This window comes from Microbacterium sp. X-17, assembly GCF_039615055.1.
Genome location: NZ_JBDHNI010000004.1, coordinates 658,475 through 683,444 on the forward strand (window position 1 = coordinate 658,475; position 24,970 = coordinate 683,444).

The 24,970-nt window shown below is 70.3% G+C and carries 27 protein-coding genes; 14 read left to right on the forward strand and 13 right to left on the reverse strand.

The features are described from left to right. Positions 1-31: 31 nt before the first annotated feature. The 10 genes from ABCS02_RS22675 to ABCS02_RS22720 form a co-directional block, all read right to left on the reverse strand. On the reverse strand, positions 32-838 hold the full coding sequence (locus tag ABCS02_RS22675) for an OB-fold domain-containing protein (protein ID WP_345837948.1): 807 nt from the start codon (positions 836-838) through the stop codon (positions 32-34). Continuing rightward, positions 831-1,811 (reverse strand): nitronate monooxygenase, encoded by a 981-nt coding sequence (locus tag ABCS02_RS22680; RefSeq protein ID WP_345837949.1) that lies wholly within the window; start codon positions 1,809-1,811, stop codon positions 831-833. The genes ABCS02_RS22675 and ABCS02_RS22680 overlap by 8 nt, the downstream gene beginning before the upstream one ends. 2 nt (positions 1,812-1,813) lie before the next feature. Next, a complete protein-coding gene (locus ABCS02_RS22685) occupies positions 1,814-2,746 on the reverse strand; it encodes an enoyl-CoA hydratase-related protein (protein ID WP_345837950.1) in 933 nt (310 codons plus the stop codon). A gap of 8 nt (positions 2,747-2,754) precedes the next feature. Continuing rightward, positions 2,755-3,207 carry a MaoC family dehydratase gene (locus ABCS02_RS22690; RefSeq protein ID WP_345837951.1) on the reverse strand — a complete coding sequence of 151 codons (453 nt, stop codon included), beginning with the start codon at positions 3,205-3,207 and terminating at the stop codon, positions 2,755-2,757. Between the two features lie 11 nt (positions 3,208-3,218). Continuing rightward, on the reverse strand, positions 3,219-4,382 hold the full coding sequence (locus tag ABCS02_RS22695; RefSeq protein WP_345837952.1) for an acyl-CoA dehydrogenase family protein: 1,164 nt from the start codon (positions 4,380-4,382) through the stop codon (positions 3,219-3,221). A 75-nt stretch (positions 4,383-4,457) separates the two neighbouring features. After that, complete coding sequence (locus ABCS02_RS22700) at positions 4,458-6,710, reverse strand: CoA transferase (RefSeq protein ID WP_345837953.1); 2,253 nt, start codon at positions 6,708-6,710, stop codon at positions 4,458-4,460. After that, a complete protein-coding gene (locus ABCS02_RS22705) occupies positions 6,703-7,089 on the reverse strand; it encodes a nuclear transport factor 2 family protein (protein ID WP_345837954.1) in 387 nt (128 codons plus the stop codon). Before ABCS02_RS22705 ends, ABCS02_RS22700 begins: the two co-directional genes overlap by 8 nt. Before the next feature lie 10 nt (positions 7,090-7,099). Further along, complete coding sequence (locus ABCS02_RS22710) at positions 7,100-7,936, reverse strand: acyl-CoA dehydrogenase family protein (protein WP_345837955.1); 837 nt, start codon at positions 7,934-7,936, stop codon at positions 7,100-7,102. 91 nt (positions 7,937-8,027) lie between these two features. Continuing rightward, on the reverse strand, positions 8,028-8,786 hold the full coding sequence (fabG, locus tag ABCS02_RS22715; protein WP_345837956.1) for a 3-oxoacyl-ACP reductase FabG: 759 nt from the start codon (positions 8,784-8,786) through the stop codon (positions 8,028-8,030). Between the two features lie 38 nt (positions 8,787-8,824). Then, positions 8,825-9,991 (reverse strand): acetyl-CoA acetyltransferase, encoded by a 1,167-nt coding sequence (locus ABCS02_RS22720; RefSeq protein ID WP_345837957.1) that lies wholly within the window; start codon positions 9,989-9,991, stop codon positions 8,825-8,827. Between the two features lie 103 nt (positions 9,992-10,094). Here ABCS02_RS22720 and ABCS02_RS22725 point away from each other — a divergent pair, with 103 nt between their 5' ends. The 5 genes from ABCS02_RS22725 to ABCS02_RS22745 are packed head-to-tail and all read left to right on the forward strand — an operon-like array spanning position 10,095 to position 14,621. After that, positions 10,095-11,288 carry a CoA transferase gene (locus tag ABCS02_RS22725; protein WP_345837958.1) on the forward strand — a complete coding sequence of 398 codons (1,194 nt, stop codon included), beginning with the start codon at positions 10,095-10,097 and terminating at the stop codon, positions 11,286-11,288. Beyond that, the gene (locus ABCS02_RS22730) at positions 11,278-12,408 is read left to right on the forward strand and encodes an acyl-CoA dehydrogenase family protein (RefSeq protein ID WP_345837959.1); all 1,131 of its coding nucleotides are present in this window, start codon (positions 11,278-11,280) and stop codon (positions 12,406-12,408) included. The genes ABCS02_RS22725 and ABCS02_RS22730 overlap by 11 nt, the downstream gene beginning before the upstream one ends. Then, positions 12,405-13,466, forward strand: coding sequence for an acyl-CoA dehydrogenase family protein (locus ABCS02_RS22735; protein ID WP_345837960.1), 1,062 nt, complete (start codon positions 12,405-12,407; stop codon positions 13,464-13,466). Before ABCS02_RS22730 ends, ABCS02_RS22735 begins: the two co-directional genes overlap by 4 nt. Then, positions 13,463-14,224, forward strand: a complete 762-nt coding sequence (locus ABCS02_RS22740) for an enoyl-CoA hydratase/isomerase family protein (protein ID WP_345837961.1) — start codon at positions 13,463-13,465, stop codon at positions 14,222-14,224. The genes ABCS02_RS22735 and ABCS02_RS22740 overlap by 4 nt, the downstream gene beginning before the upstream one ends. A gap of 31 nt (positions 14,225-14,255) precedes the next feature. Next, entirely contained in the window at positions 14,256-14,621 is a 366-nt protein-coding gene (locus ABCS02_RS22745) for a nuclear transport factor 2 family protein (RefSeq protein ID WP_345837962.1), read from the forward strand. Between the two features lie 44 nt (positions 14,622-14,665). Here the strand turns inward: ABCS02_RS22745 and ABCS02_RS22750 are convergent, their stop codons facing one another. Both ABCS02_RS22750 and ABCS02_RS22755 read right to left on the reverse strand, forming a co-directional pair. Next, positions 14,666-15,064, reverse strand: a complete 399-nt coding sequence (locus ABCS02_RS22750; RefSeq protein WP_345837963.1) for a nuclear transport factor 2 family protein — start codon at positions 15,062-15,064, stop codon at positions 14,666-14,668. 163 nt (positions 15,065-15,227) lie between these two features. Continuing rightward, positions 15,228-16,031 (reverse strand): enoyl-CoA hydratase-related protein, encoded by an 804-nt coding sequence (locus ABCS02_RS22755; protein ID WP_345837964.1) that lies wholly within the window; start codon positions 16,029-16,031, stop codon positions 15,228-15,230. Positions 16,032-16,192: 161 nt separating this feature from the next. On the opposite strand from ABCS02_RS22755, the gene ABCS02_RS22760 reads away from it, so the two are divergent. The 8 genes from ABCS02_RS22760 to ABCS02_RS22795 all read left to right on the forward strand — a co-directional run bounded on the left by ABCS02_RS22760 (position 16,193) and on the right by ABCS02_RS22795 (position 23,301). Further along, positions 16,193-16,867 carry a GntR family transcriptional regulator gene (locus ABCS02_RS22760; protein WP_345837965.1) on the forward strand — a complete coding sequence of 225 codons (675 nt, stop codon included), beginning with the start codon at positions 16,193-16,195 and terminating at the stop codon, positions 16,865-16,867. A 148-nt stretch (positions 16,868-17,015) separates the two neighbouring features. Further along, complete coding sequence (locus ABCS02_RS22765) at positions 17,016-18,626, forward strand: ABC transporter substrate-binding protein (RefSeq protein WP_345837966.1); 1,611 nt, start codon at positions 17,016-17,018, stop codon at positions 18,624-18,626. Positions 18,627-18,681: 55 nt separating this feature from the next. Then, a complete protein-coding gene (locus ABCS02_RS22770) occupies positions 18,682-19,620 on the forward strand; it encodes an ABC transporter permease (protein WP_345837967.1) in 939 nt (312 codons plus the stop codon). Then, complete coding sequence (locus ABCS02_RS22775) at positions 19,617-20,531, forward strand: ABC transporter permease (protein WP_345837968.1); 915 nt, start codon at positions 19,617-19,619, stop codon at positions 20,529-20,531. The genes ABCS02_RS22770 and ABCS02_RS22775 overlap by 4 nt, the downstream gene beginning before the upstream one ends. Further along, positions 20,528-21,529 (forward strand): ABC transporter ATP-binding protein, encoded by a 1,002-nt coding sequence (locus ABCS02_RS22780; protein WP_345837969.1) that lies wholly within the window; start codon positions 20,528-20,530, stop codon positions 21,527-21,529. The genes ABCS02_RS22775 and ABCS02_RS22780 overlap by 4 nt, the downstream gene beginning before the upstream one ends. Further along, the gene (locus tag ABCS02_RS22785; RefSeq protein ID WP_345837970.1) at positions 21,526-22,326 is read left to right on the forward strand and encodes an ATP-binding cassette domain-containing protein; all 801 of its coding nucleotides are present in this window, start codon (positions 21,526-21,528) and stop codon (positions 22,324-22,326) included. The genes ABCS02_RS22780 and ABCS02_RS22785 overlap by 4 nt, the downstream gene beginning before the upstream one ends. Continuing rightward, positions 22,323-22,868 carry a MaoC family dehydratase N-terminal domain-containing protein gene (locus ABCS02_RS22790; protein WP_345837971.1) on the forward strand — a complete coding sequence of 182 codons (546 nt, stop codon included), beginning with the start codon at positions 22,323-22,325 and terminating at the stop codon, positions 22,866-22,868. Before ABCS02_RS22785 ends, ABCS02_RS22790 begins: the two co-directional genes overlap by 4 nt. 1 nt (position 22,869) lies before the next feature. Beyond that, positions 22,870-23,301, forward strand: a complete 432-nt coding sequence (locus tag ABCS02_RS22795) for a hypothetical protein (protein WP_345837972.1) — start codon at positions 22,870-22,872, stop codon at positions 23,299-23,301. A gap of 86 nt (positions 23,302-23,387) precedes the next feature. Here the strand turns inward: ABCS02_RS22795 and ABCS02_RS22800 are convergent, their stop codons facing one another. Further along, entirely contained in the window at positions 23,388-23,948 is a 561-nt protein-coding gene (locus ABCS02_RS22800) for an ABATE domain-containing protein (protein WP_345837973.1), read from the reverse strand. 125 nt (positions 23,949-24,073) lie between these two features. On the opposite strand from ABCS02_RS22800, the gene ABCS02_RS22805 reads away from it, so the two are divergent. Then, entirely contained in the window at positions 24,074-24,934 is an 861-nt protein-coding gene (locus ABCS02_RS22805) for an NAD(P)-dependent oxidoreductase (protein ID WP_345837974.1), read from the forward strand. Positions 24,935-24,970: the final 36 nt, after the last annotated feature.

A 24,970-nucleotide genomic window follows, 5' to 3' on the forward strand; every position in this document is an offset into this window, starting at 1 on the left:
ACCTTGCCGCGCAATCCTGCGGGTCTCCCCGTCAGGCGACGATCTCGCCCTTCCGGACGACGGTCCCGCGGAGCACCCGCCAGGAGCCGTCCTCCAGCCGGCGCATGACGTGCGCGTCGGTGCCGATCGTGCGCACGCGTGCGCCGTCGGCGCCGTTCCGCTCCACCTCCACGTCCACCTCGGTGAAGGCGTGGTCGTCGAACTCGATGACGCGGATGTCGACGGGCCGGACGCGCGGGTCGGTGTCGATCATCGCCGCCAGCCGCGTGCGCAGCTCGGCCACGTCGAGGCGAGCGCCGTCGCGGACGAAGATCGTCTCCGGGGTGTAGACGGAGACGGCGCCTTCCAGGTCGCCGTCGTTGATCGCCCCGTAGAAGACGGCATAGACCTCGGCGGGCGTGCGGGCTTCGCGCAACGTGTTCTCCTTCGTGTCGGATGCGGCGGCGACGAACACCGCGAGCGCCTGCTCGTCCTCGGTGTCGAACGTCACGACGACCTCGTCGCCGATCGCGGTGGCAGCACCGGCGGCCGCCGTGACGGTGCTCATCATGCGGAAGCCCTCGTCGAGATCGATCAGGGCCACCGTGTACGAGCTCCCGTCGCGCCGGGTGATCGTGCTCTGGGAGTAGATCCGGCCGCGTCCCGCGGACGCCTCCCACGCCAGGACGCCACCGCCGCAGACCGGGCAGAGGACGCGTGGCGGGAAGATCGCGGAGTCACAGCTCGTGCAGCGCTCGTAGGCGAGCACGCCCTCCTGCGCGAAGCGGTCGTAGACCGTGCCGGGCGCGGTCTCGGGGGTCAGCTCCTCCGAGCTCACGGTGAGCAGGACCTCAGACATCGCGCACCACCAGACCGGGAAGCCGACGCGTGATGATCTCCTCGGCCTCGGACACGATCCGGGAGACGGCTTCCGCGACGGTGGGGATGTCGCGGATCAGTCCCTGCACCATACCGACGCTCCAGACTCCGGCCTCGATGTCGCCGGTCTCGTACACCCCGCGTCCGCGGGCGCCCGCGACCAGCTCGCGGACGTCGGCGAACTCGCCCCCGGCGTCGAGGATCTCGACCACCTTGCGGCTGACGCTGTTGCTCGCCACCCGCGCGGTGTTCCGCAGTGGTCGGAACATCAGCTCCGTGTCCGTCTCCGTGGCCGCCACGATTCGCTCCTTGACCTTGAGGTGGATCGGGGACTCCTGCGTGCACATGAACCGGGAGCCCATGTTCACGCCGTGCGCGCCGAGCGCGAGCGCCGCCGCGAGCCCGCGGCCGTCCGCGAAGCCGCCCGAGGCGATGAAGGGGATCTTCAGGCTGTCCGCCGCGCGGGGGATCAGCACGAGCCCGGGGATGTCGTCCTCGCCCGGGTGACCGGCGCACTCGAAGCCGTCGATGCTGACCGCGTCGACGCCGAGAGCCTCGGCCTTCAGCGCGTGCCGGACGCTCGTGCACTTGTGGATCACCGTGACCCCGGCGGCCTTGAAGTCGCCGAGGTGGTCCTCGGGGCTCGACCCGGCGGTCTCCACGATCGTGACGCCGGACTCGATGATCACGCGGCGATACTCGTCGTACGGCGGCGGGGAGATCGTGGGGAGGATCGTCAGGTTCACGCCGAACGGCTTGTCCGTCATCTCCCGGCATCGCGCAATCTCGGCGGCGAGCGCCTCCGGCGTCGGCTGCGTGAGCCCGGTGAGGATGCCGAGTCCGCCCGCGTTGGAGACCGCGGAGGCCAGCTCGGCGCGACCGACCCACTGCATCCCCCCCTGGACGATCGGGTGAGCGATCCCCAGGAGCTCGGTGATCGGGGTGCGCAACATGTCTACTCCTCCCCCCGGCCGCGCGGCCGGGATCCGTACGGGCTGCCGTCGCCGGGCCAGACCGGGGCGACGTCCGGATAGTGCTCGCTGACCCGGGCCGTGAAGTGCGCCGGACGCTTCTCGATGAACGACGTCACGCCCTCCGCGGCATCCGGTCCCTGCTTGATGAGCGGCAGGATGTGGCTCTCCCGCTCGTGCGCCCACCACGGCGAGGGCTCCGAGAGCCCCGCCCACAGCAGTTGCCGCGCGATCGCGATCGAGAGCGCGGACGTGTTGTCGCGGATGTCGGCGGCGACGCGCATCGCCGTCGGCAGCAGCTCCTCCGGCTCGACGACCTGCGACACGAGTCCCGCCTCGAGGGCCTCCTCGGCGGAGATCAGGCGGCCGGTTGCGACCCAGTCCATCGCGCGCGAAATGCCGACGATGCGCGGGAGGAACCAGCTCGACGCCGCCTCCGGGACGATGCCCCGCCGGGCGAACACGAACCCGAAGCGCGCCGTCCGCGCGGCGATGCGGATGTCCATCGGCAGCGTCATGGTCACGCCGACCCCGACCGCCGCGCCGTTGAAGGCCGCGATGATCGGCGTCCGCGTGGACGCCGCCCGGAGGCTGACCACGCCGCCGCCGTCGCGCAGCACGCCGTCCTCGAAGGCGGGCGCCGGCTGCGTGTCCGCCTGCCCCGCGCCGGCCCCGCCGAACGGCTGGTCCGGCGCGTTGCCGGCGAGATCCGCTCCCACGCAGAAGTGCCGCCCGTTGCCGGTGAGGACGATCGCACGGATGTCGTCATCCGCGTCCGCCGCAGTTAGCGCCTCGTCCAGCTCCCGCCGCATGACGGCGGTGAACGCGTTGCCGGCCTCGGGACGGTCGAGCCGGATCACGGCGATGCGATCCTCTCGCGTCACCTCGATCTGCGCGAAACCGCCCTCGCTCGTCATCGGCGCGCTCAGAAGTGGTAGCGCGTGAGCTGCTCAGCCACGAGGACGGGCTTCGCGACGCCCTCGGCCGTGATCGTGGCGGAGTACGTCGCCTGCACACCGCCGGGGACGTCCTCGGCGGCGACCAGCACGGTCGTCACGCGCACGCGCGAGCCGACCGGGACGGACGCGGGGAACCGGACCTTGTTCAGGCCGTAGTTCAGCGCGAGCTTCCGGTTCTCCACGGTCAGAGTCTGGGACATCAACGGGACCAGCAGGGAGAGGACGAGGTAGCCGTGCGCGATCGTGCCGCCGAACGGCCCGCCCGCCGCCCGCTCGACATCGACGTGGATCCACTGGCGATCCTCGGTGGCCTCGGCGAAGAGGTCCACGCGGCGCTGGTCGATCTCGAACCAGTCGCTGACGCCGAGCTCGGTGCCGACGGCCGCGTGGAACGACTCGACGCTGTCGAAGACGTGCATCCGCGGGCTCCCTAGAAGTCCCGGCCCATGCCGAGCACGCGGTTCGCGACGATGTCGCGGTGCACCTCGTTCGGGCCGGTGGCGATCGTGACCTTGCGGAAGTCGAGGTGACGGCCGCGCCAATACGCCTCGTCCGCCGGGCCCGCCAGCTCCAGACCGAGGTCGGTCATCTCCTGGGTGAGCTCGGTCCAGTAGATCTTCATGGGCGCCGTCGCCGGGAACGTCTCGCGCCCGGCGATCGCGTCGGTCACCGCGCGGCGGATCTGCTGCTGGTATCCGCGCACGCGCAGGACGACCTCGTCGACCCGACCGCGCAGCCGCTGCTTCGTCGTCTCCGGCGCCGCGTCGAACGTGCGCTGGAGACGCCGCGCCCACGCGCCCATCTGCGACGATCGCTCGGCGTTGCCCGACGGGCCGCGCTGACGCTGGGCGCCGACGAGCGACGAGTAGGCCCAGCCCTGCCCCTCCTCACCGAGGAGGTCGCTGTCCGGGACATCCGTGTCGATGTGCACGTGACCGAACTCGGAGATGCCGGTGATGTCCTTGATCGGCTCCACGACGACGCCGGGCGAGTGCATGTTCAGCGCGAACACGCTGAGGTTGTGCCGCTTCGGAGCGTTCGGGTCGGTGATCGCCAGGCAGTACATGCGGTCGGCCTGCGGCGACGAGGACGTCCAGATCTTCTCGCCCGTGATGTGCCAGCCGGACTCGGTGCGGGTGGCCCGCGTCTTGTAGTTGGCCATGTCGGCGCCACCGCCGGGCTCGGAGAAGCCCTCGCACCAGATGTCGTCGTCGTTGAGGATGCGCGGGAGGAAGTACTCCTTCTGCGCCTCCGAGCCCCAGTCGCTGAGCGCGCGGCCCGCGAACCGGCCGACGACGTTGAAGATCAGCGGCGCCTCGAGCTCGCCCCACACCTCGTTGTACAGGACCTCCTCGACGGGACCGAAGCCCGCGCCCCACGGCTCCGGCCACGTGATCTGGCCGAGGCCGATGGCGTTCCGGTTCCGGTCGAACTGCCGCCGGGCCTCGTGGTTCGCCGGGTGGAACTCGGGGAGATCCTTCACGGCCTCCCAGCTCTCCGGGATGGTGGCGCGCAGCTCTTCGCGCAGCGTCTCGACGAACTCGTCGATGCCGGGATCGGTGAACGAGGTGAACCCGGGTGATCTGACGGCCATGTGCTGTACTCCTTCTTCTTCCCTCAACGCCATCGGCGGTGAGAACCTCTTCGTCTTTCGCGAGCCGCGCGGGGCTCAGGGGACTCGGGCGACTCCCTCGGCGACCAGCGCATCGATCTGCGCGGTCTCGAAGCCCAGCTCGGCGAGTGCCTGCGTCGTGTGCTCGCCGACCCCGGGGATCCGCAGCGTCGGGCCGGGACCGGGCAGCGGCCCGGTGCGCAGCAGGGGCCCGATCTGCTCGAGCCGGCCCCACGGCTCCGTCTCGTACGCGACGGCCCGCGCCAGCTGACGGTTCACCGGGTCATCCAGGATGCCGCGCCGGAACTGATCGCGATCGGCCTGGACAACGACCTCCGCGAGGATGCCGGCCTCCGCGAGCCGCGGCATCCACGTCTCCACGGTGTCCTGCGCGATCGCGCGCTCCAGAACGCGCTCGGCCTCGACGGCCTCCGCGTCGTTCCCGGCTCCGCGGAGCGGCGTGAAGCGCTCCGGCAGCTCGGGGACGAGCGCCCGCAGGCGGGACCACGCGTCCGCGTCGGGCGTGACCAGCGCGAGCCAGCCGTCGCCCGCACCGCGGTACATCCGGTAGCCCGGACCGTAGCCGGTCTGGTCGCCGTCGAGCTCGGGACCGCGGACGATCCCGCCGTCGCGGAGGAACACGTCGCTGTGGACGAGCATGCCCGCGCCGAGCAGCGACGTGACGACCTTCTGCCCCCGACCCTCGACGGCACGCGCGTACAGGCCGGCGAGCGTGCCGCACGCGGCCAGCCAGCCGCCGGCGACGTCCACGGGCGTCCAGTTCGCGGCGATCGGCCGGTTCCCCGCCCCGCCGTTGGCGCGCTCGACGCCCGCGAGCGCCTGGACGAGCGCATCGTTGCTCGGGTCGGTCACGCGCGCGCCTCGGTCGCCGAGAGCGGTCGAGTGGCAGTAGACGATGCCCGGATTGATCTGCAGGGCCGCGTCCGCACCGATGCCCAGACGCTCGGCGACGCCGACCCGGAAGTTGTGGATGACGACGTCCGCCCAGGCGAGCAGACGCTCCACGACCGGACGCGCCTCCGGCCGTCCGAGGTCGAGGGCGAGGCTCCGCTTTCCGCGGTGGCTCGCGGCCACGGCGTGGGCGACCGAGCGCATGGCGTCGCCCCCGGGCGGCTCGACCTTCAGCACGTCCGCACCGAGGTCGGCGAGCACCTCCGCGGCGAGCGGACCCGCGATGAAGGCCGAGAAGTCGACGACCTTGAGCCCCGCGAGGAGGTTGCCCGCGGCGACCGGGGCGTCCGTCTGCGGGCCCGGGGTGACCTCGATCGGCGTGCCGAGCAGGACGTCGACGGATCCGTCCCGGTCCTCCTCGACGGCCAGGCCCGTCTCGCGCGCCTGCGGGTGGGCAAGGACCTCGCCCGGCCCCAGTACCGGCTCGCAGCCGATGCCGGCCGCCCGGAGCCGCTCGAGCCACTCGTCGCGCGGGAGCTCGAGGAAGCGCGACTGCCAGCGGGCGGCGCGCTCCGGCAGCCGGCCCATCGACTGGTCGACGTAGTAGCCCGCCGTGCTGGGCTCGTCGCCCATGACCTCGATCAGGCGGTCGTACATCCCCTTGCCGCCGAACCAGACCTGGATGAGCTCGCCGTCGCCGCAGTCGAACATGAAGTTCGGGTAGTCGTTGCCGACCTTGAAGTAGGCCTCGACGTTCTCGTTGGCGCGCTCCGGCCGGCCGATCATGCAGCCGAGCGTGGAGAGCATGCCGTCGTAGAGGGAGCCGTCGGCCCAGCCGCCGGTGCCGGTGAGCACCTTCTGACGCAGGAGGACCAGTGCCGAGGACGTCAGCACGTACGCAGCGCCCGAGGTGGACGCGCGCACGTCGACGAGGATCGGACCGGGACGGTGCCCGGCGAGCTGCGAGCAGAACCCGGCGTTCGCCTCGACGAGCAGGCCGTAGTCGGCAACGGCGCCCCGCGCGGTGCGACTCGGGCGGCAGCGGACGTAGACGAGCTCGGGGTGCGCGGCGGACACGTCCGCCCATCCGAGCGCGCGCTCCTCGACATCCGCCTCGTCGCCGTACACGAAGGCCACGTCGGCGTCCGCGAGCAGCGCGCGGATCTCGTCCGCATCGCCCGTCGCGACGACGGACTTGCGGGCGTGCCAGACACGCCCCCACTCGACGTGCTCGTCGATCTCCGGCGTGCGCTCGCCCACCACGCGGGTGACCGATGCACCGAGGTCGGCGAAGATCTTGCCGGGGATCCCCCCGGCGGCGCCGAGCCCGACATCGCTGACGCCGACGGCGATCTCGACGACCCGGACGTCCGCGAGCGGAAGCGCGGATTCAGGCATCGAGCACCCTTCGGCCGAGCACGGTGCCGCGGAGGATCTTCCAGGTCCCGTCGGGCTGACGGCGCAGGATGTGCGCGTCGGTGCCGGCGGTGCGCACGACGGCGCCGTTCTCGTCCGTGCGCGCGACCTCCCAATCCACCTCGGAGTACACGTAGTCGTCGAACTCCGTCAGACGGCGCGACACCTCGCGCATCTCCGGCTTCGCGAGAACGAACGACGAGATCCGGTTGCGCAGCTCGTCGACACCCCGGATGAGCGTGTCGCCCTGGACGAACACGGTCTCGGACGTGTAGATCGAGACGGCGGCCTCGAGGTCTCCCGCGTTGACGGCGTCGTGGAAGATGTCCTCCACCTGACCTGCAGAACTGGCGTCTGGCACGATGTCTCCCCTACTCGGCGAAGCGGAGCTGCTTCTGGACGACGATGATGTGGCGCAGGTAGCGGTGCATCGGGAACTCCCACGTGAAGCCGTTCGCACCGTGGACCTGGATGGTCCCCTCGACCACCTCGCGCGCCGACTGCGTCACGAGCCGGGCCGTGGCGAGCGCGTCCTCCGGCGAGGTGACCGCCAGCGTGATCAGCCCGCGCGCGGCCTCGATCTTGAGGTGCATGTCCGCGAGCCGGTGGCGCAGGGACTGGAACTTGCCGATCGGGCGCCCGTAGGCCTCCCGCGTCATGGCGTACGCGACGGCGAGGCCGAGGCACTTGCGCGCGGCGCCGAGGCTCTCGGCCGCGCGGAGGATCGCGGTCTCCTGCCGCAGCGTGCTCGAGACCTCCTCGGTCGCGACGGGTCCGACCGCGAGCGGGAGCGAGGGCGCGAAGTCATCGGCGCCATCGGCGGTCGCGCCGTCGCCGAAGGGGACGAGCTGCAGGGCGGGCGGCTTGCTGATCGAATACGTCAGCGCGCCCGGGAAGCGCTCGACCGGGCTGCTCGGGGCCGCCGGATGACGCCGCGCGAGCACGGAGGTGAGGAACGGCGCGGGCACGAGGTGGAACCCCCACCGCTCGGCGAACTCGACGAGGTCGACGATCGTGAACGCATCCTCGGAGGGCTCGCCGATGTCGAGCCAGCCCGCCTCCAGGATCGCGTCCCACGCCCCTGGGTAGGACTCCTCGTCGCTGGGCAGCGGAGGCGACACGCTCTCCAGCAGGCGGTCGAACTCGCTCGCGGCCTCGAGCGTGTCGTCGCTCGCGATGAGCTCGATCTCGCTCCGGTATGCAGTCATGGAACCGTCCTTCATCGATTGCGCCCTGCTCGCTTCGTCATTGTCTCAGCGCCCTGCGGGGCGCACGGTGCGGGTTCGGTGAATGAACCGTTCACCGAACCATCACCCGACCGCCATCGACGGAGAGGACCTGGCCGGTCAGATAGCCGGCGTCCTCCTGCGCGAGGAAGAGGTAGGTGGCGGCGACCTCGTCGGGCTCGGCCCAGCGGTGCAGCGGGATCGAGTCGAGGTAGTTGTCCTTGAAGCGCTCGTCGGTGCGGATCGTCTCCGTCATCGGCGTCGCGGCCGCGGGCGCCACGGCGTTCACGGTGATGCCGGCCGGCGCGAGCTCGCGCGCTGCGGAGCGCGTCATCCCGAGCAGGCCCGCCTTGGCGACCGAGTAGTTGATCTGACCGATCGTGCCGATGATGCCGGCGGCGGAGGTCGTGAAGATGATGCGCCCGTACTCGCGCTCGCGCATCCCCGGCGCGACCGCCTGCAGCCAGTAGAAGCTGCCGCCGACGTGCGTGTCCATGACCTGGTTCCACTGGTCGTCGGTCATCTTCCACAGCATCGCCGGACGGGTCACGCCCGCGTTGCTGACGAGGATGTCGATGCCACCGAGCTCGGCGACGGTCTTCTCGGCGGCGGCGTTCACGCTCTCGCGGCTCGCGACGTCGCACTGCACGGCCACGGCGACGCCGCCGCCCTCCACGATGCTCCGCGCGACTGCGTCCGCAGCGTCGACGTTGACGTCGACGACGGCGACCTTCGCGCCCTCGGCGGCGTAGCGGCGCGCGATGGCCTCGCCGATCCCCTGTGCCGCCCCGGTCACCACGGCGACGCGTCCGTCGAGCTTTCCTGCGCTCATGAATTCCTCCACTTACTCGGTTCGGGTGCGGTCCGCGGTCACAGGGTCGCGGCGCCGCCGAGGACGGCGGTCACCTCGCTGGACAGCGTTCCGCCGTTGCCGTGCACCACGGCGAGATCGTGCCGGTCGACCTGTCGGGCGCCGGCTTCGCCCCGGATCTGGCGGACCGCTTCGATGATCATCAGCAGTCCGTACATACCCGGATGACAATAAGAGAGGCCACCGCCGTTGGTGTTGACCGCGAGCCGTCCGCCCGGGGCGATGCTCCCGTTCTCGACGAAGCGGCCGCCCTCGCCCTTCGCGCAGAAGCCCAGATCCTCGAGGAAGAGGATCGTGTTGATCGTGAACGCGTCGTACACCTGCACGACGTCGACGTCCGCGGGACCGTAGCCGGCGATCTCGAACGCGCGCTTGCCGGACTCGGCCGCGGCGGTCGTCGTGAGATCGGGCATCTGCGAGATGTTCATGTGCCAGGTCGCGTCGCCGGATCCGAGGAGGTAGACCGGGGGCTTCCCGAGGCTGCGCGCGCGCTCGGCCGACGTGACGATCACCGCGCCGCCGCCGTCCGTGACGAGGCAGCAGTCGCGCACCGTCAGCGGGCTCGAGACCATCCGCGAGCTCAGCACGTCGTCGATCGTCAGGTCGCCGCGCTCGAACGCCTTCGGGTTCAGCTGCGCCCACTTGCGTGCCGCGACCGCGACCTCGGCGAGCTGCTCGCGCGTCGTGCCGAACTCGTGCATGTGCCGCGCGGCCGCGAGAGCGTAGGCGGTCGCCGGGAGGCGCGGCCCATAGGGCGCCTCCCACGAGCGCGTCAGCGCCGCGCCGGAGGTCAGCAGCCCGCCGCCGTGCGAGCGCTGCGTGCTGCTGTAGACGATGAGCGCCACCTCGCACAGCCCCGCCTGGATGGCCGCCGCGGCGTGCCAGAGATGCGTGACGAAAGAGGAGCCGCCGATCGCGGTGCCGTCGCTGTATTTCGGCCGGATCCCGAGGTACTCGGCGGCCGTCGTGACGGGGGACGAGAAGAAAGCGGAGTGACAGAACAGCCCGTCGATGTCACTCTTACGGAGACCGGCATCGTCGAGGGCGCGCACCGTGGCCTGGCCGATGAGGTCGAGGGAGCTGATTCCCGGGCCTACCGCCCCCAGATCGGACTCGGCAACACCGACGATCGCGGCGCTCGCCCGGAGGTCATGCTCTTCGCCCACTCGAACCTCCACGGCGAGTCCTCGAGTCGTCCCGATCTGGACGTCTGCATGCACTTTATTATACATTCGTGTCGGTGTGGGGAAATAAAGAAGGACTCGAGCTATGAGCGTCAGCGAAGACGGCAACCGGAAACAGGGTCCGCTCACGGGCGTGCGCGTCCTTGACCTGACGCGGGTCGTGATGGGTCCGCTGTGTACGCAGATCCTCGCGGATCAGGGCGCTGACGTCGTCATCATCGAGGCGGCGGGCGGCGACACCAACCGGGTCATGGGCCCGGGACCGCACCCGGAGCTGTCCGGCATCGCGCTCAACCTCCTGCGCAACAAGCGCTCCGTCGAGGTCGACCTCAAGAGCGCCGAAGGCCTCGCCGCCGTGCGCGAGATGGTCCGCGACGTCGACGTCGTGGTGACGACCATGCGGCCGCACACGATCACACGGCTCGGCCTGGACTACGACACTCTGCGGGCGATCAAGCCGGACCTGGTGTACTGCCAGGCCCAGGGCTTCCCGATGGGCAGCGAACTGGCCGACGAGCCGGCGTACGACGACATCATCCAGGCGGCGACGGGCGTCTCCGACATCATGGAGCGCGTCTTCGACATCCCCTCCCTGATGCCGACGATCTTCGCCGACAAGGTCTGCGGGATCGTCATGGCGCAGGCGATCACCGCCGCGCTCTTCCACCGCGTGCGCACGAGTGAGGGCCAGCACATCGAGGTCCCGATGTCCCAGGCCATGACCGCCTTCATGCTCGCCGAGCACGGCAGCGGCGCGATCCCCGAGCCGCCCACGCCCGCCCCGGGCGCCCCGGCCGCCGGCTATCCCCGCATCCTCTCCCCCGAGCGCCGCCCGCACCGCAGCAAGGACGGCCTCGTCCACCTCTTCCCCTATCTGCCGCAGCACTACGCGGACCTGTTCGCCGACGCCGGCATCCCCGGCGCCCGGACGGACCCGCGGTACGTCGACCAGCGCGCAGCGCTCGCGAATTCGGAGTCGCTCTACCGCGACGTCCGCCAGCTCGGGCCGACCAAGACGACCGAGGAATGGCTGACGTACTGCCGCGCGGCGGGCATTCCCGCCACCCGGGTCGCGAGCCTCCAGGACCTGGTCGACGAGCTGCCGCTCACCCAGCACCCGGTCGCCGGCGAGTACCGCGTCATCCCGCAGATGGCGAACTTCAGCAAGACGCCGGGCGACCTGCGCCTGCCGGCGCCGCTCATCGGCGAGCACACACAGGAGGTGCTCGCCGAGGTGTACCTCAAGGCCGAGCGGGAAGGAGCGGGAAGTGCGACTTGAAGCCACGGAGCTGACCGAGGCGGAGCTCGAGCTCCAGCAGGAGGTCCGGGAGTTCCTCGCCGAGCGGCTCCCCGCGGGCAGCTATCCGATCGGGCTCGGGGTGCCGGGCGCGGTCGATCCGGAGTTCTCCAAAGCCCTCGGCGCGCGCGGCTGGCTCGGGATGGCGCTTCCGCGTGAGTACGGCGGCGGCGGACGCAGCGCGGTCGAGCGCCTGATCGTGGCCGAAGAGCTCCTCGCCGTCGGTGCGCCCGTCGGATACCACTGGATCGGAGACCGACAGTCCGGGCACAGCATCGCGGCGAGCGGCACGGAGGCGCAGAAGCGCGCGCTGCTGCCCGGCATCGTCAGCGGCGAGCTCTCGTTCGGCATCGGGATGTCGGAGCCGAGTGCAGGATCCGACCTCGCGGGCCTCCGCACGCGGGCCCGGCCCGTCGAGGGCGGCTGGTCGGTCACCGGCACGAAGATCTGGACGACCGGTGCCCTGCACGCCACGCACTTCCTCGCGCTGTTCCGCACCGCAGACGAGCGGCACGGCGGACTCACGCAGTTCATCGTGGAGCGCGACCTGCCAGGGCTCACGATCGCGGCGATCCCCTTCATCGACGGCACCGAGGACTTCTGCGAGCTGACCTTCGACGAGGTCTTCATCCCCGACGAGATGCGTCTCGGCGAGATCGGCGCTGGATGGGGCCAGAACATCGCGGAGCTCGCGCTCGAGCGGGGCGGCGTGGACCGCTGGATGTCGATGGTCCCGGTGCTCGATCACTGGTCGCGGGGCGGGTTCGGCCCGCTCTCGGAGGCGGCGCGCGAGGACCTCGGGCTGATCGTCGCCCGCATGTGGGGCCTGCGCGGCATCTCGCTCTCCATCGCACGCGCCGTCGACGAGGGTCGGACGCCGTCCATCGAGGCGGCGCTGGCCAAGGAGATGGCGACGCGGTTCGAGCAGGACTGCGTCGAGGTCGTCAGCCGCCACTTCGGCCGGACCCCGGATCCGAGCAGCGACGATCCCTACGAGCAGCTGCTGGCACGCGCGATCCTCGTCTCGCCGTCGTGGTCCATCCGCGGAGGCACGATCGAGATCCTCCGCAACATCGTCTCCAAGGGACTGGGTATCGCATGAGCGCAACCAACGATGAGGAGCAGTACGAGCGGCTGGCTCGGGAGTTCTTCGCGGGGACCATCACGCCGCGGCGCGTCACCGAAGCCGAGGACGTCGTCCTCGACGAGGAGCTCTGGAGCGAGATCCAGGAGATGGGGATGCCCCTGATCGGGATCCCGGAGGAGCGCGGCGGCGCGGGCGGCGACCTGCCCGCCCTCGTCGGCATCCTTCGCGCGGCCGGAGCCGCGGCGGTGCCGGCGCCCGTCGCCGAGACGCAGCTGGCGACCTGGGCGATCACCGCCGCAGGCCTGGAGCTGCCCGACGCCGAGCGCCCCCTGACGGTGTTCCCGGGCGACCCGCGCGACACCTGGACGTTCGCGAACGGCGTCCTGACGGGCCGCTTCCACGGCGTGCCGTGGGCGCGCGCGGCCAGTCACGCGGTCGCGCTGCTGGCCCTGGACGGTCGCGAGACCCGGCTCGTGATCGTGCCGCTCGAGGGCACCCGCATCGAGGCCGGCTACGACCTCGCGCGCCAGCCGAAGGACGTCGTCGAGGTGGCATCCGCCGTCGAGGTCGCGGCCTGGGACGACCATCCGGATGCGTTGCGATCGCTCTTCATCCTCTCTCGCAGCGCCCTCATGGCCGGCGCCATCGAGGAGATCGCGAACCTCACGCGGGCGTACGTGACCGAGCGCGAGCAGTTCGGCCGCCCCATCGGGAAGTTCCAGTCGGTCCAGGAGCACGTCGTGCGTCTCGAGCAGATGGCCACGATGTCGCTGCTGGCGGTCGACCGTGCGGTCGGCGCCCTCACCCGGTCGCCCGGAAGCCTCGAGGTGTCGCTCGTGAAGCTGCTGCTCAACGAGAACGCCCGCGTGGCGGTGCGCGCGGCGCACCAGGCGCACGGCGCGATCGGCATGACGCAGGAGTACCGCCTCCAGCTGCTGACGCGCCGGCTGAACTCCTGGCTGGGCGAGACGGGCACCACCGTCGAGCTCGCTCCGATCGTCGGCCGCGCCGCGGAGCTGACCGGCGTCTCGGCGCTCATCAACGCGCCGGGTGTCACGGGCGAGCCCGCATGAGCGCCGACCTCCTCGTCGATCGCGACGGCGACGTCGCGATCATCGCGATCAACCGCCCGCCGGCAAACTTCTTCGACGCGGCACTGATCTCGGATCTCGCCGACGCGTACGAGCGGGTCGCGGACGAGGGCGCCCGCGTCGTCGTCCTCCGCTCCGAGGGGAAGCACTTCTGCGCGGGGGCGGACTTCTCCTCCGCCGGCATGGCCGACCGCGGGGCATCCGCCCAGGCGGTCTACCGGGAGGCGGTGCGGCTCTTCCGCGCCCGCCTGCCCATCGTCGCCGCGGTGCAGGGCTCCGCGGTCGGCGGCGGACTCGGGCTCGCCTGCTCCGCCGACTTCCGCGTCGCCTCGTCGGCCACCCGGTTCCTCGCGAACTTCTCGATGCTCGGATTCCACCAGGGCTTCGGGATCAGCGAGTCCCTCCCGGCGATCGTCGGCACCCAGGCCGCGATGGACCTGCTCTACACGAGCCGGCGCGTCGACGGCGTGCGCGCCGCAGAGATCGGCCTGGTCGACCGCATCGCCGAGCCGGGGCGCGAGACCGAGGTCGCGCTCGAGTACGCGCGCGAGATCGCGGCGGCCGCACCTCTCGCGGTGCAGTCGATGAAGCAGACCCTGCGCGGGGCGCTGGCCGAGCGGGTGGAGCGCGTCATCGACCGCGAGCTCGCCGAGCAGCGCCGCCTGTGGGACACCGAGGACAGTCGGGAAGGCATTCGCGCGAGCATCGCCCGCGAGACCCCTGCCTTCACCGGAGAATGACCGACCCGAACGAGAGCGAAGGAGCACCGACATGACGGAAGCAACGACCGCCGAACTGGCGACCACGATGATGGACAAGCTCGCGGAGGCGTGGCGCAACGGGGATGCGGACGCGGCGATGCCGCTGTTCGCGTCGACCCGCGAGTACCACCACCGCCCCTGGGACATCGGCACGACGGCCGAGGAGTACCGCTCCTACTGGTCGGGCATGGACGACTTCGAGAACATCACCGTCGACTGGGACCTCGTCAGCACGGACGGCCGCACCGCGGTCGTGCACTGGGTCAACACCTTCGGGCTGGCCGGGACCAACTACCACGTGGACGGCCTCTACGTCATCGAGTTCAACGACGCCGGCGAGTGCGACGTCATCAAGCAGTGGTTCTTCACCAAGTAGATCCGCGAGGATCGCGGGCGTAGCCCGCTCGACGCGCGGCTCGATCATCCGATCGGGTCGCGCGTCTCCTTTCGGGTGACGGTGCGGCGCAGCACCGTCCAGGCGCCGTCCTCCCGCTGTCGGACGATACTCGTGTCGGAGCCGCGGAGGTGGACCGCTCCCCCCTCGGTGTCGAGGCGGTCGAGCTCCCAGTCGGCGAAGAGCACGGCGTAGTCGTCGAAGTGCACGACGCGCTGGGCGAGCACCCGGTGCTGCGGGTCGAGCGCGAGAGCCGCGGCGAGCCGCACCCGGATGCCGTCGACGCCGTGGATCGTCTCAGCCTCCGTCGGGCCGACGAAGACCGTGTCGACGTCGAAGACCGCGAGCGCCCCCTCGAGGTCGCCGGCGTTCATCGAGGCGATGTAGATCTCCTCGACCTCCTCCGGAGTTCTCGCTGTCCGCATCGTTCCGCCTCTCTCTCGGATGCCCGAGGTCCGTCCAGCGAACCGGGTGCCCTGCACGGGGATCGCATTCGTTAGCTTGCTCGACAAATCCGCGATCTCGTCAGCAGCGTGGCTGAGCGGGAGCGTCGCGGCGGAAGGAGGCGGAGTGTCCGCTCGCCCCGGCTCAGAGCACCCACTCGCCCGTGTACTGCGGCGTGGTCTTCGCGGCGAACGCGGCCCGCGCCAGCGCCGCGTCCTCGGTGCCGTAGTTGACCGCCTGGGCGCGGACCTCCGCCGCGAGCGCGGCGTCGAACGAGGCGAGCGCGCCCTCCGCGACGAGGGCCTTGTTGAGGGTCTGCGCGATCGGGGCGCCCTTCGCGAGGCGCGCGGCCAGGTCGGCGACGAAGCCGTCCAGCTCGTCGGGCTCCTTCACCCACGTGACGAGGCCGAGCCCCAGCGCCTCTTCCGCGGAGACGAACTCGCCGAGCATCGCGAGCCGCTTCGCCTGCAGCAGGCCGGCGTAGTGCGGCAGCAGCCACGATCCGCCGAAGTCGACGGAGAGCCCGCGGACGACGAAGATCTCCGCGAAGCGGGCCGCAGACGAGGCCACGACGAAGTCCGTGCACAGCGCGAGGTTCCAGCCGGCCCCCACGGCGACGCCGTTGACCTTCGAGATCACGGGCTTGGGGTAGCCGAACAGGTAGGCCGCGGTGCGGCTGATCCGCGTGACGCGGGTCACCGGATGCCCGACCGGGGCGGACGAGATGTCCGCGCCGGCGCAGAACGCGTCGCCTGCGCCGGTCAGCACGAGCACGCGGACGCCGGGATCCACCTCGGCAGCGCGCAGGATGTCGAAGAACCGGTCCCAGCCCGCGGGGTCCATGGCGTTGCGGCGCTCCGGCCGGTTCAACGTGATGGTGAGCACCCCGTCGCTCGCCGCAGCCACGACCGCGCCCTCACCCCAACGGTCCTGGTATGTGTCGGTCACCGAGAGATCCTCATCTGATGGAACGATCCGAAAATCTTCATGAAGAAGACTCCGTGCAGCCGCATGGTCATGCACAAATGTATGCTAAACGGGCTTCCGGCCCAATTTCTGGCGGAGAGCAGGCGAGTGATCCGGGCAAGGAAGACGGGGGAGGACGATCGATGAGTGCGCCTCCATCGGTAGAGAGAAAGCCGGCGTTGTCGAGCGTGGAGCGGTGTCTCAGCGAGATTCGGCGGATGATCCTCAGCGGGGAGCTCCTGCCGGGCGAGAAGGTGCACCAGTCCGACCTCGCCGACCGGCTCGACGTGAGCCGCATCCCCCTTCGGGAGGCGCTCTCCACCCTGCAGGCCGAGGGTGTTCTCACCCACCGGCTCAACTCGGGGTACCAGGTCGCGCGGTTCTCCGGCGGCGACCTCGGGCAGCTCTACCTCATGCGGCGCCTGCTCGAGACCGAGCTGTTGCGCACGGCCACCCTCACGCCGGCGGTCGCCGAGACGATGGAGTCGCTCAACGAGCAGCTCAAGCTCATCGACCGCAACGAGGAGCTCCACCGCTACCTCCAGGTCAACGAGGCGTTCCACTTCGTGCCGTTCGAGACGTCTCCCCTGCGCCTCGTGCGCGCGGACGTCGCCCGCCTCTGGTACCGGACCGGGTTCTATCGCTCGATGTACATCCTCGAGGCGAACGCCGCGGAGCGCGTGTTCGCCGAGCATGGTCAGATGATCGAGGCGGCCCGTGACGGCGACATCGAGCGACTCATCGCACTGAGCGATCAGCATCGCGCCGGCACCCAGATGCTCCTCACCAAGCGACTCTCGCGCCCGCCCGTACACTAAGGCGGCGCAGTCGCAAACCGCGGTTCATCCAGCGGACCGGCTCCTCCACACGACGGATCCCGTGGGAACGTCGAGCAGGGCGCGTCATCGACGACGGCCCGGGGCACTGTCATCGACGACAGGCCCGAGCATTGGAGGAGCAAGTCTGATGTTGAAAAGGTCTCTAACGACGGTATCCGTCCTCGCCCTGGCCCTGATCGTGAGCGCATGCTCGGCGCCGGCGCCGGCGCCCACGAGCGACAACGGGCTCGTCAGCCCGGGGCCGCTCCCCACGGCGTGGCCGTCCGGCTACGACCCCAACGGATCCCTGCACATCGGATTCGTCGCACCGCCGCGCACGCTCGACCCGGCGCTGTCGACCGGCATCGCGAGCCTCGAGTATCTAACCCCCGTCTACGACCGCCTCATCCAGATCGACAACAACCTCCAGCTCCAGCCGATGCTGGCGACCGACTGGTCGTTCTCCTCGGATGGATCGACGCTGACCATGAAGCTGCGCGACGACATCACCTTCCACGACGGCACCCCGTTCACCGCCGACGCCGTCGTGCAGAACATCACCCGTTCGAAGACGCTCGACGGCAGCCTGATCAAGGCGAGCCTGGCGACCGTCCAGTCCGTGGCGGCCGTCGACGCGCACACCGTCAAGTTCCAGCTCGCGCCGGGCGCGGCGGGCCTGCCGTCCGTGCTCTCCGGCGTCGCCGGGATGATGGTCTCGCCGGCGTGCCTCAGCAACGCGGCCCTGGCCACCGCCGTCACGAACTGCGGCACGGGCCCGTACCAGCTCTCGGCATACCAGCCGAACGTCTCCGTCTCCTACACGCAGGCGCAGGCGCCCGGGAAGTTCTGGGAGCCGGGCGCGGGGCTGCTCCACGACCTGACGATCACGTACATCGCCGACGCGGACGCCGCGATCAACGGCGTGCAGTCGGGCGACCTGGACGTGGCGTACTCGATCGGCACGAACGTTCCGAAGGCGCAGAGCGTCGTGGCCTCGAACACCAGCAAGTTCCAGGGGATGATGTCGACCCTGACGTCGCAGGTCGTCCTGCAGTTCAACTCCAACATCCCCACGATGAACGACAAGGTCCTCCGTCAGGCGGCCGGGATGGCGATCGACCGCGACGCGATCAACCAGCTCTACGGCGGCACCTGCACGCCCGCCGACCAGCCGTACATCGCGGGCCACTGGGCGCACGACGACAACCTCGTCGACCAGAACGCCTACGACCCGGCGGGAGCCAAGAAGCTCCTGCAGGATGCCGGCCAGACCAGCCCGCACATCACGCTGTCCGCGATCGCCGCCGACCAGCTCGCCGTGCAGGGGCTCCAGGCGCAGCTGCAGGCGGTCGGCTTCCAGGTCGACATCCAGACGCTGTCGATCCCGACGCTCATCTCCAACTGGGCGCAGGGCCAGGTCAGCACGATCGCCGGGAACCTCGCGGCTCTCGACTACGACCCCAGCACGCTCTTCAGCACGTACTTCTCGAATGCGAAGGGCCAGATCGCACCGGAATACCTGACCCAGCTGCAGCCGCTCATGCAGCAGGCCGGCGACCCCACGCTCTCGCAGGACCAGCGGGCCGCCGTCTACGCGAAGGTCTTCACGATCCTCAACCAGGAGGCGCTGGTCATCCCGATCTGCAACCCCAGCGCGTTCTGGACGGCGCCGCAGTACGTCGGCGGGCTGAGCGCCCTGTTCACGACCTCGAACGGGGCCGTCGACACGCGCTACCTCTACCGGCAGACGGGGCAGTGAGTGCTCCGTCATCGGAACGGATGACGGCGGTGGAGGTGCGGAGGGGTGAGACCGGATGTATCGACTGGCACTGAGAAGGCTCATCTATGCCATTCCCACGCTGCTGCTCGTGTCGTTCGTGGTCTTCCTCCTCTTCGAGGCCGTCGGGGACCCGGCCGCGTCGCTGGCCGGGCCCAACCCGACGCCTGAGCTGCTCGCGCAGATCCGCGAACAGCTCCACCTCGACCAGCCGCTGCCGGTGCGCTACGCGCAGTGGCTGTTCGCGGCCCTGCACGGAGACTTCGGAAAGTCGTTCTCCAACGGGGCCGCGGTCGGACCGCTGATCTTCTCCCGGCTGGGGGTGACGGTGTCGCTGATCGTGGTCGCCATGATCCTGACGATCACGATCGGCGGCATCCTCGGCGTCGTCGCCTCCCTCAAGCCGGGCCGGTTCTGGGATCGGGCGGTGGCGACGGTCAGCGCGTCCGCGATCGCCGTCCCCCCGTTCTGGCTCGGGATGCTGCTGGTGCTGGCCTTCGCGCTGTACCTGCCGCTCCTGCCCGCGCTGGGGTACGTCGACCTCGCCCAGAGCCCGCTCGAATGGCTGCGCCACATCATCCTGCCGAGCATCGCCCTGGCCGCCTACGGGATCGGGACGACGGCCCTGCAGCTGAAGGTCAGCCTGAGCGACACCCTGCGGCAGGACTTCATCATGGCCAGCCGCGCGAAGGGGCTGCCGCCGCACTCGCTCGTCCTCAAGCACGGGCTCAAGAACGCGGCGGTGCCGGTCGTGACGATGCTCGGCCTGCGGCTCGCGCAACTCGTGGGCGGCACGGTCGTCGTCGAGCAGGTGTTCAACCTGCCCGGCCTCGGCCAGCTCGCCCTCACGAGCACGATCGACCGCGACGTCCCGGTCATGCTCGGCATCGTGGTGCTGAGCACGCTTATGATCACGCTGATCAACGTCTGCGTCGACATCTCCTACGCCTACTTCAACCCGAAGGTGCGCACATGAGACCCCCCGCTCCCGCGATCGATCCGGCCGCCGCCGCGGCCCCGGCGCGCCCGCCTGCGCAGCGGTGGCGCACTGCTCGCCGCATCCTGCACAACCCGGGTGCGATGATCGGCGCCAGCTTCCTCGTGCTGCTGGTGCTGGTCGCGCTCCTCGCCCCGTGGCTCGCGCCGTACAATCCGGACGCGCAGGACCTCTTCCACCGGCTCCAGCCGCCGAGCCTTCAGCACCTGCTGGGCACCGACGAGCTCGGTCGCGACGCGCTCAGCCGTCTCATCTACGGGACCCGCATCTCGCTCGTCGCCGCGTTCGGGACGGTGGGGATCGCGGCGATCATCGGGTGTCCGCTGGGTCTCGCGGCCGGCTATCTCGGCGGCCGGATCGACACGATCCTCGGGCGGCTGAGCGACGGCCTCATGGCGGTCCCGGCGCTGTTGCTCGCCCTGGCGATGATCGCGGTGCTCTCCCCCGGGCTCGGGACCGCGGTCCTGGCTCTCGGGATCATCTTCATCCCGTACTTCTTCCGCATGGCGCGTGCCGCCGCCGACAGCATCCGGCAGGAGACGTTCATCGAGGCCTCCGTCACGATCGGCTCCACCCAGCGGCGGATCATCCTGGCGCACGTCGTCCCGAACGCCCTCGCCCCGCTCATGGTGACGGCGGCCGTCACGGCGGGCACGGCGGTCACGGCCGAGGCGAGCCTGAGCTTCCTCGGCGTGGGCGTGCAGCCGCCGACCGCCAGCTGGGGGTCGATGCTGACCGCGGCGATGTCGAACCTGCACACGAGCCCCTGGCTCGTCTATCCCCCGGGCCTCATGATCGCGCTCACGGTGCTCGCCTTCTCGCTGCTGGGCGACGGGATCGCGACGGCGCTCGGGACCGGCCGTCAGGCGATCACGGAGGCGGGCCAATGAGCGCCGGGTCCGAGGCAGTGCTGAGCGTCGACGGCCTGCGGGTCGAGTTCCCGCGCGCCGGCGGCTGGTACCCGGTCGTCGACGACGTGCGCTTCGAGATCGGACGCGGAGAGACGTTCGGCCTCGTCGGCGAGAGCGGCTCGGGCAAGACGATGACGTCGTACGCGATCATCGGGCTCGTCCAGGCCCTCGGCGGTCGTGTCTCCGGGAGCGTCCGCCTCCGCGGCCAAGAGCTCACGACGATGCCGGAGCGCGAGCTCAGCCGGGTGCGGGGCAAGCGCCTCGGCACGATCTTCCAGAATCCCCGCCGCAGCCTCGACCCCGCCTACACGGTCGGCGAGCAGATCGCCGAGACGGTGCGGCGCCACGACGGGCTGTCTCGCAAGGCCGCCGAGAAGCGCGCCGTCGACCTGCTGGATCGGGTCGGCATCCCCACCGCCGCACGCCGCGTCGACGACTATCCGCACACGTTCAGCGGCGGGATGGCGCAGCGCGTCATGATCGCGATCGCGCTCGCCTGCTCGCCCGAGCTGCTGATCGCGGACGAGCCGACCACGGCCCTCGACGTCACGGTGCAGCGCAAGATCCTCGACCTGCTGCGCGAGCTCCAGGCCGAGACCGGGGTGGCGATGCTGTTCGTCAGCCACGACCTGGGCGTGATCGCCGAGATGTGCGACCAGGTCGCGGTGATGTACGCCGGCCAGGTGGTGGAGACCGCGCAGATCGACGCGCTGTTCGAACGCCCCCTGCATCCGTACACGCAGGGGCTCCTCTCGGCGGTGCCGCGGATCGGCCAGGGCAAGCGCCTCCAGGCGATCGAGGGCACCGCACCGCCCTCGGGCAGCGCGCCGCCGGGATGCCGGTTCATGCCCCGATGCGCATACGCTGTGGTCGGACGCTGCGACGTCGATCCGTTGCCCCTCCTGGAGCTCGGATCCCATCCCGCCCGGTGCGTCCGGGCGGACGAGCTCTCGCTTCCCGGGGTGGTGACGACATGACCCTGCTCGACGTCGAGGGGATCTCGAAGCGGTTCGTCGCCGAACGGACTTGGTACGGCGGTGCGAAGACCTGGAACCACGCGGTCACGGACGTCAGCTTCCGACTCGACCGCGGGGAGACGCTCGCGCTCGTCGGGGAATCCGGTACCGGCAAGTCCACCGCCGCCCGGATGGTGATGCGGCTGATCACCCCGGACAGCGGGGCGATCCGGTTCGACGGCGTCGACCTGATGACCCTCCGCGGTCGCCGGCTGCGGGAGCATCGCAACCGCATGCAGATGATCTTCCAGGATCCCTACAGCTCGTTCGATCCGCGCGTCCCCGTCGGGGACTCGGTGCTCGAGCCGCTGCGGCTGCACTCGCCGCTCGCGCGCGCGGCGCAGTGGAACGCGGTCTACGAGCTGCTGGAACGCGTGGGGCTCGGGCCGGAGCACGCGCGCGCGTACCCCGGCGAGCTGTCCGGCGGCCAGCTCCAGCGCGCCGCGATCGCTCGCGCGCTGACGCTGCGGCCGGCGCTGCTCGTCTGCGACGAGCCGACCGCAGCCCTCGACGTCTCCGTGCGCGCCCAGGTCCTGAACCTCATGCACGAGCTGCAGCAGGAGTACGACATGGCGTACCTGTTCATCTCGCACGACCTGGCGCTCGTGCAGGTGATCGCCGACCGCGTCGCCGTCATGCACAGCGGCACGATCGTCGAGCAGGGCGACATCGACGCGATCTACGAGCATCCCCGGGAGCCGTACACGCGCGAGCTGCTGGACGCCATCCCCGCCGCCCTTCCGCCGGGACTGCGATGACCGACGACGAGCCCCCGACGCTCGTGACCGCCGACATGATCGCGGCGCGGGATGTCTGGAGCGAGCCGGTGCGGTCCTGGCCGGTCTCGGCGACGGCGATCCGCCGGTGGGCTCAGGCCGTGTACTGGCCGGAGGTCCCGCCGCCGATCTTCTGGGACGAGGACTACGCCCGGGGCACGGTGTGGGGCGGCATTGTCGCGCCGCACGAGTTCAACCCGTTCGCCTGGCCGCTCGAGGGCGCGTACGGGCAGGAGACCGCCCTGGCCGAGCTGCACGGCGAGCCGGAGCCCGCGCAGCCGCGCGTCACCGCCGGCCGCGGCACGCGCGGGCTGAACGGGGGCCTGGCGATCCGCTATGTCACCCGCCTGCGGCCCGGCGACGTCGTCTCGAGCACGACGGCGCTCACGAGCTGGAGCGAGCGGGAGACCCGGCTGGGGCTGACGCTCTTCTCCGCCTACGAGACGCGCTGGTCGTTGCCGTCCGGCGAGCTCGTCAAGGTGATGACGCAGACCCGCCTCAGCTACCGGCCCGAAGGGGAGTGAGATGGCCGATCAGCGGTACTTCGAGGACGTCGAGGTCGGTGAGGCGCTCCCGACCTTCGTGCGCCGCACGACGCTCATGAACTGGAACCGCTTCGCCGCCGTCAACGACGAGTTCATCCCGTTCCACATGGATGACGCGGCCGGTCATGCCGCTGGCAACGAGCAGGGGGCGTTCGGCATGGGCAACCTGCGTACGTCCTACGTGCACAACCTGCTGCGCGCGTGGATCGGCGACGGCGACATCCGCGAGGTCAGCATCCAGTTCCGGTCGATCAACCAGAAGGACGACGTGCTGACCGCGACCGGGGTCGTCGTCGCGAAGTCCGTCGAGGGCGACGACCACCTCGTGCGGATCGACGTGGACATCGTCGACCAGAACGGCACCAGCACCACCCCCGGCCACGCGGTGGTCGTGCTGCCCTCCCGTCCCTGACCCGGAAATCACCGACGTGGTTGTCGTTGAGAAGTATTTGCACCACGGCGACGACAAACTGGCTCTCCCCATGTGAGTGTGCGGGCTCAGTTGTTGGCTCGCATGCGGTTCTTCTTGTTCTTGTTGCCGCAGGTGTTCATGGAGCACCATCGTCGGGCGGCGGCGCGGCTCGTGTCGAGGAAGAGGCCCGCGCACTCCGACCCTTCGCAGGTCTTGATCCGTCCGCGGGTGGACGTGCCCAGGACGTGGATGGCATCGCGGGCGATGACGGCCAGCGCAGCACCGAGACGGTTCGCGCTGTCCAGGCTCCAGTGCATGCCGTTGGCGTCGAGGAGGGGAATCGGTGCACCCGCGGCGGATGCACTGTTCAACAGGTCGAGGTCGGGCAGGGCCGGCTGCTGGTCGTGGGCGAGCGCGGCGCCCAGACGATAGATCGCCTCTCGCAGCTCGCGCGCCTGGGCGAGCTCGGTCGGGGTGGGGGTCGCGCCTGGGTCGAGGTCGTTCACAACGAGCCACTGTCGCAGCTTGATGGGCTCGTCCAAGCGTTCGAGAGCGTGCCCGTCCCGGTGGCTGACCGTCGCGGTGTAGCGGAAAGCGAGCGTCTCGTTGTCCAGCCGGAACAGGCCTTGGGGGTGAGAGGTCTCCAAGGTGTTCTCGCTTTCGTCGCAGCGCCCAGGACTCACGGGCTGGTGGAGCCGGTTCGACAGCAGTCTACCTGCGACCTTATGATCGGAACCTGTTTAACCGGTTCCGCAAACGAAAGAGTCAGCTCATGAGCGACATCACCGTCATCGGCCTCGGGGCGATGGGGACACCCATCGCGCGCAATCTTCTCGACGCGGGATACCAGGTCACGGTCTGGAACCGTTCCCCCGAACCCGCGCACCGGATCGCAATGCACGGCGCCCGGGTCGCTTCGGGACTCGAGGACGCCCTCCGGTCACCCGTTGTGATCTCGATGCTCTCGAACGACGAGGCCGTCGCCGACGTCCTTCTGGACTCGGGGGTGCTGCGACGGGCCGCGGCCGGGACGGTCCACGTCAACATGGCGACGGTCAGCACGACGCTCGCCGAGCGGGCCGCCGAGATCCACGCCGGATACGGCCTCGGCTATGTGGCCGCGCCCGTGTTCGGCAGAGTCCCGGTCGCGGAAGCGGGCGCTCTCAATGTCCTTGCCGCCGGCGATCGTACGCTCATCACGGCTGTGCAACCGTTCTTCGATGTCATTGGCAGCCGAACCTGGGTCATCGGCGAGGAGCCTGCCCAGGCCAACGCGATCAAGGTGATGGGCAACTACCTCGTCGCCAGCGCAATCCAGTCTCTCGGGGAGACGATCGCCGTCGCCGAACGCACGGGCATCGACCCGGCCCGCGTCGTCGAGCTGCTGACGAGCACGCTGTTCCCGGGACCGGTGTACTCCGCCTACGGGCACCTCATCGCCGAGCGCCACTACCAGCCCGCCGGATTCACCACGATCCTCGGACGCAAAGACGTCCACCTCGCTCTGGACGCGGCCGCGAACGTGGGAGTGACCCTCCCGTTCGGAGAAGTCCTCCGCGAGGTCTTCGACGACGCCATCTCACAGGGCCGCTCCCTGGACGACTGGGCGGCCATCGCAGAACTTCGTCGCTAACCGCGCAACGTGTCCTCCCGCGATAGCCCGCTGCGC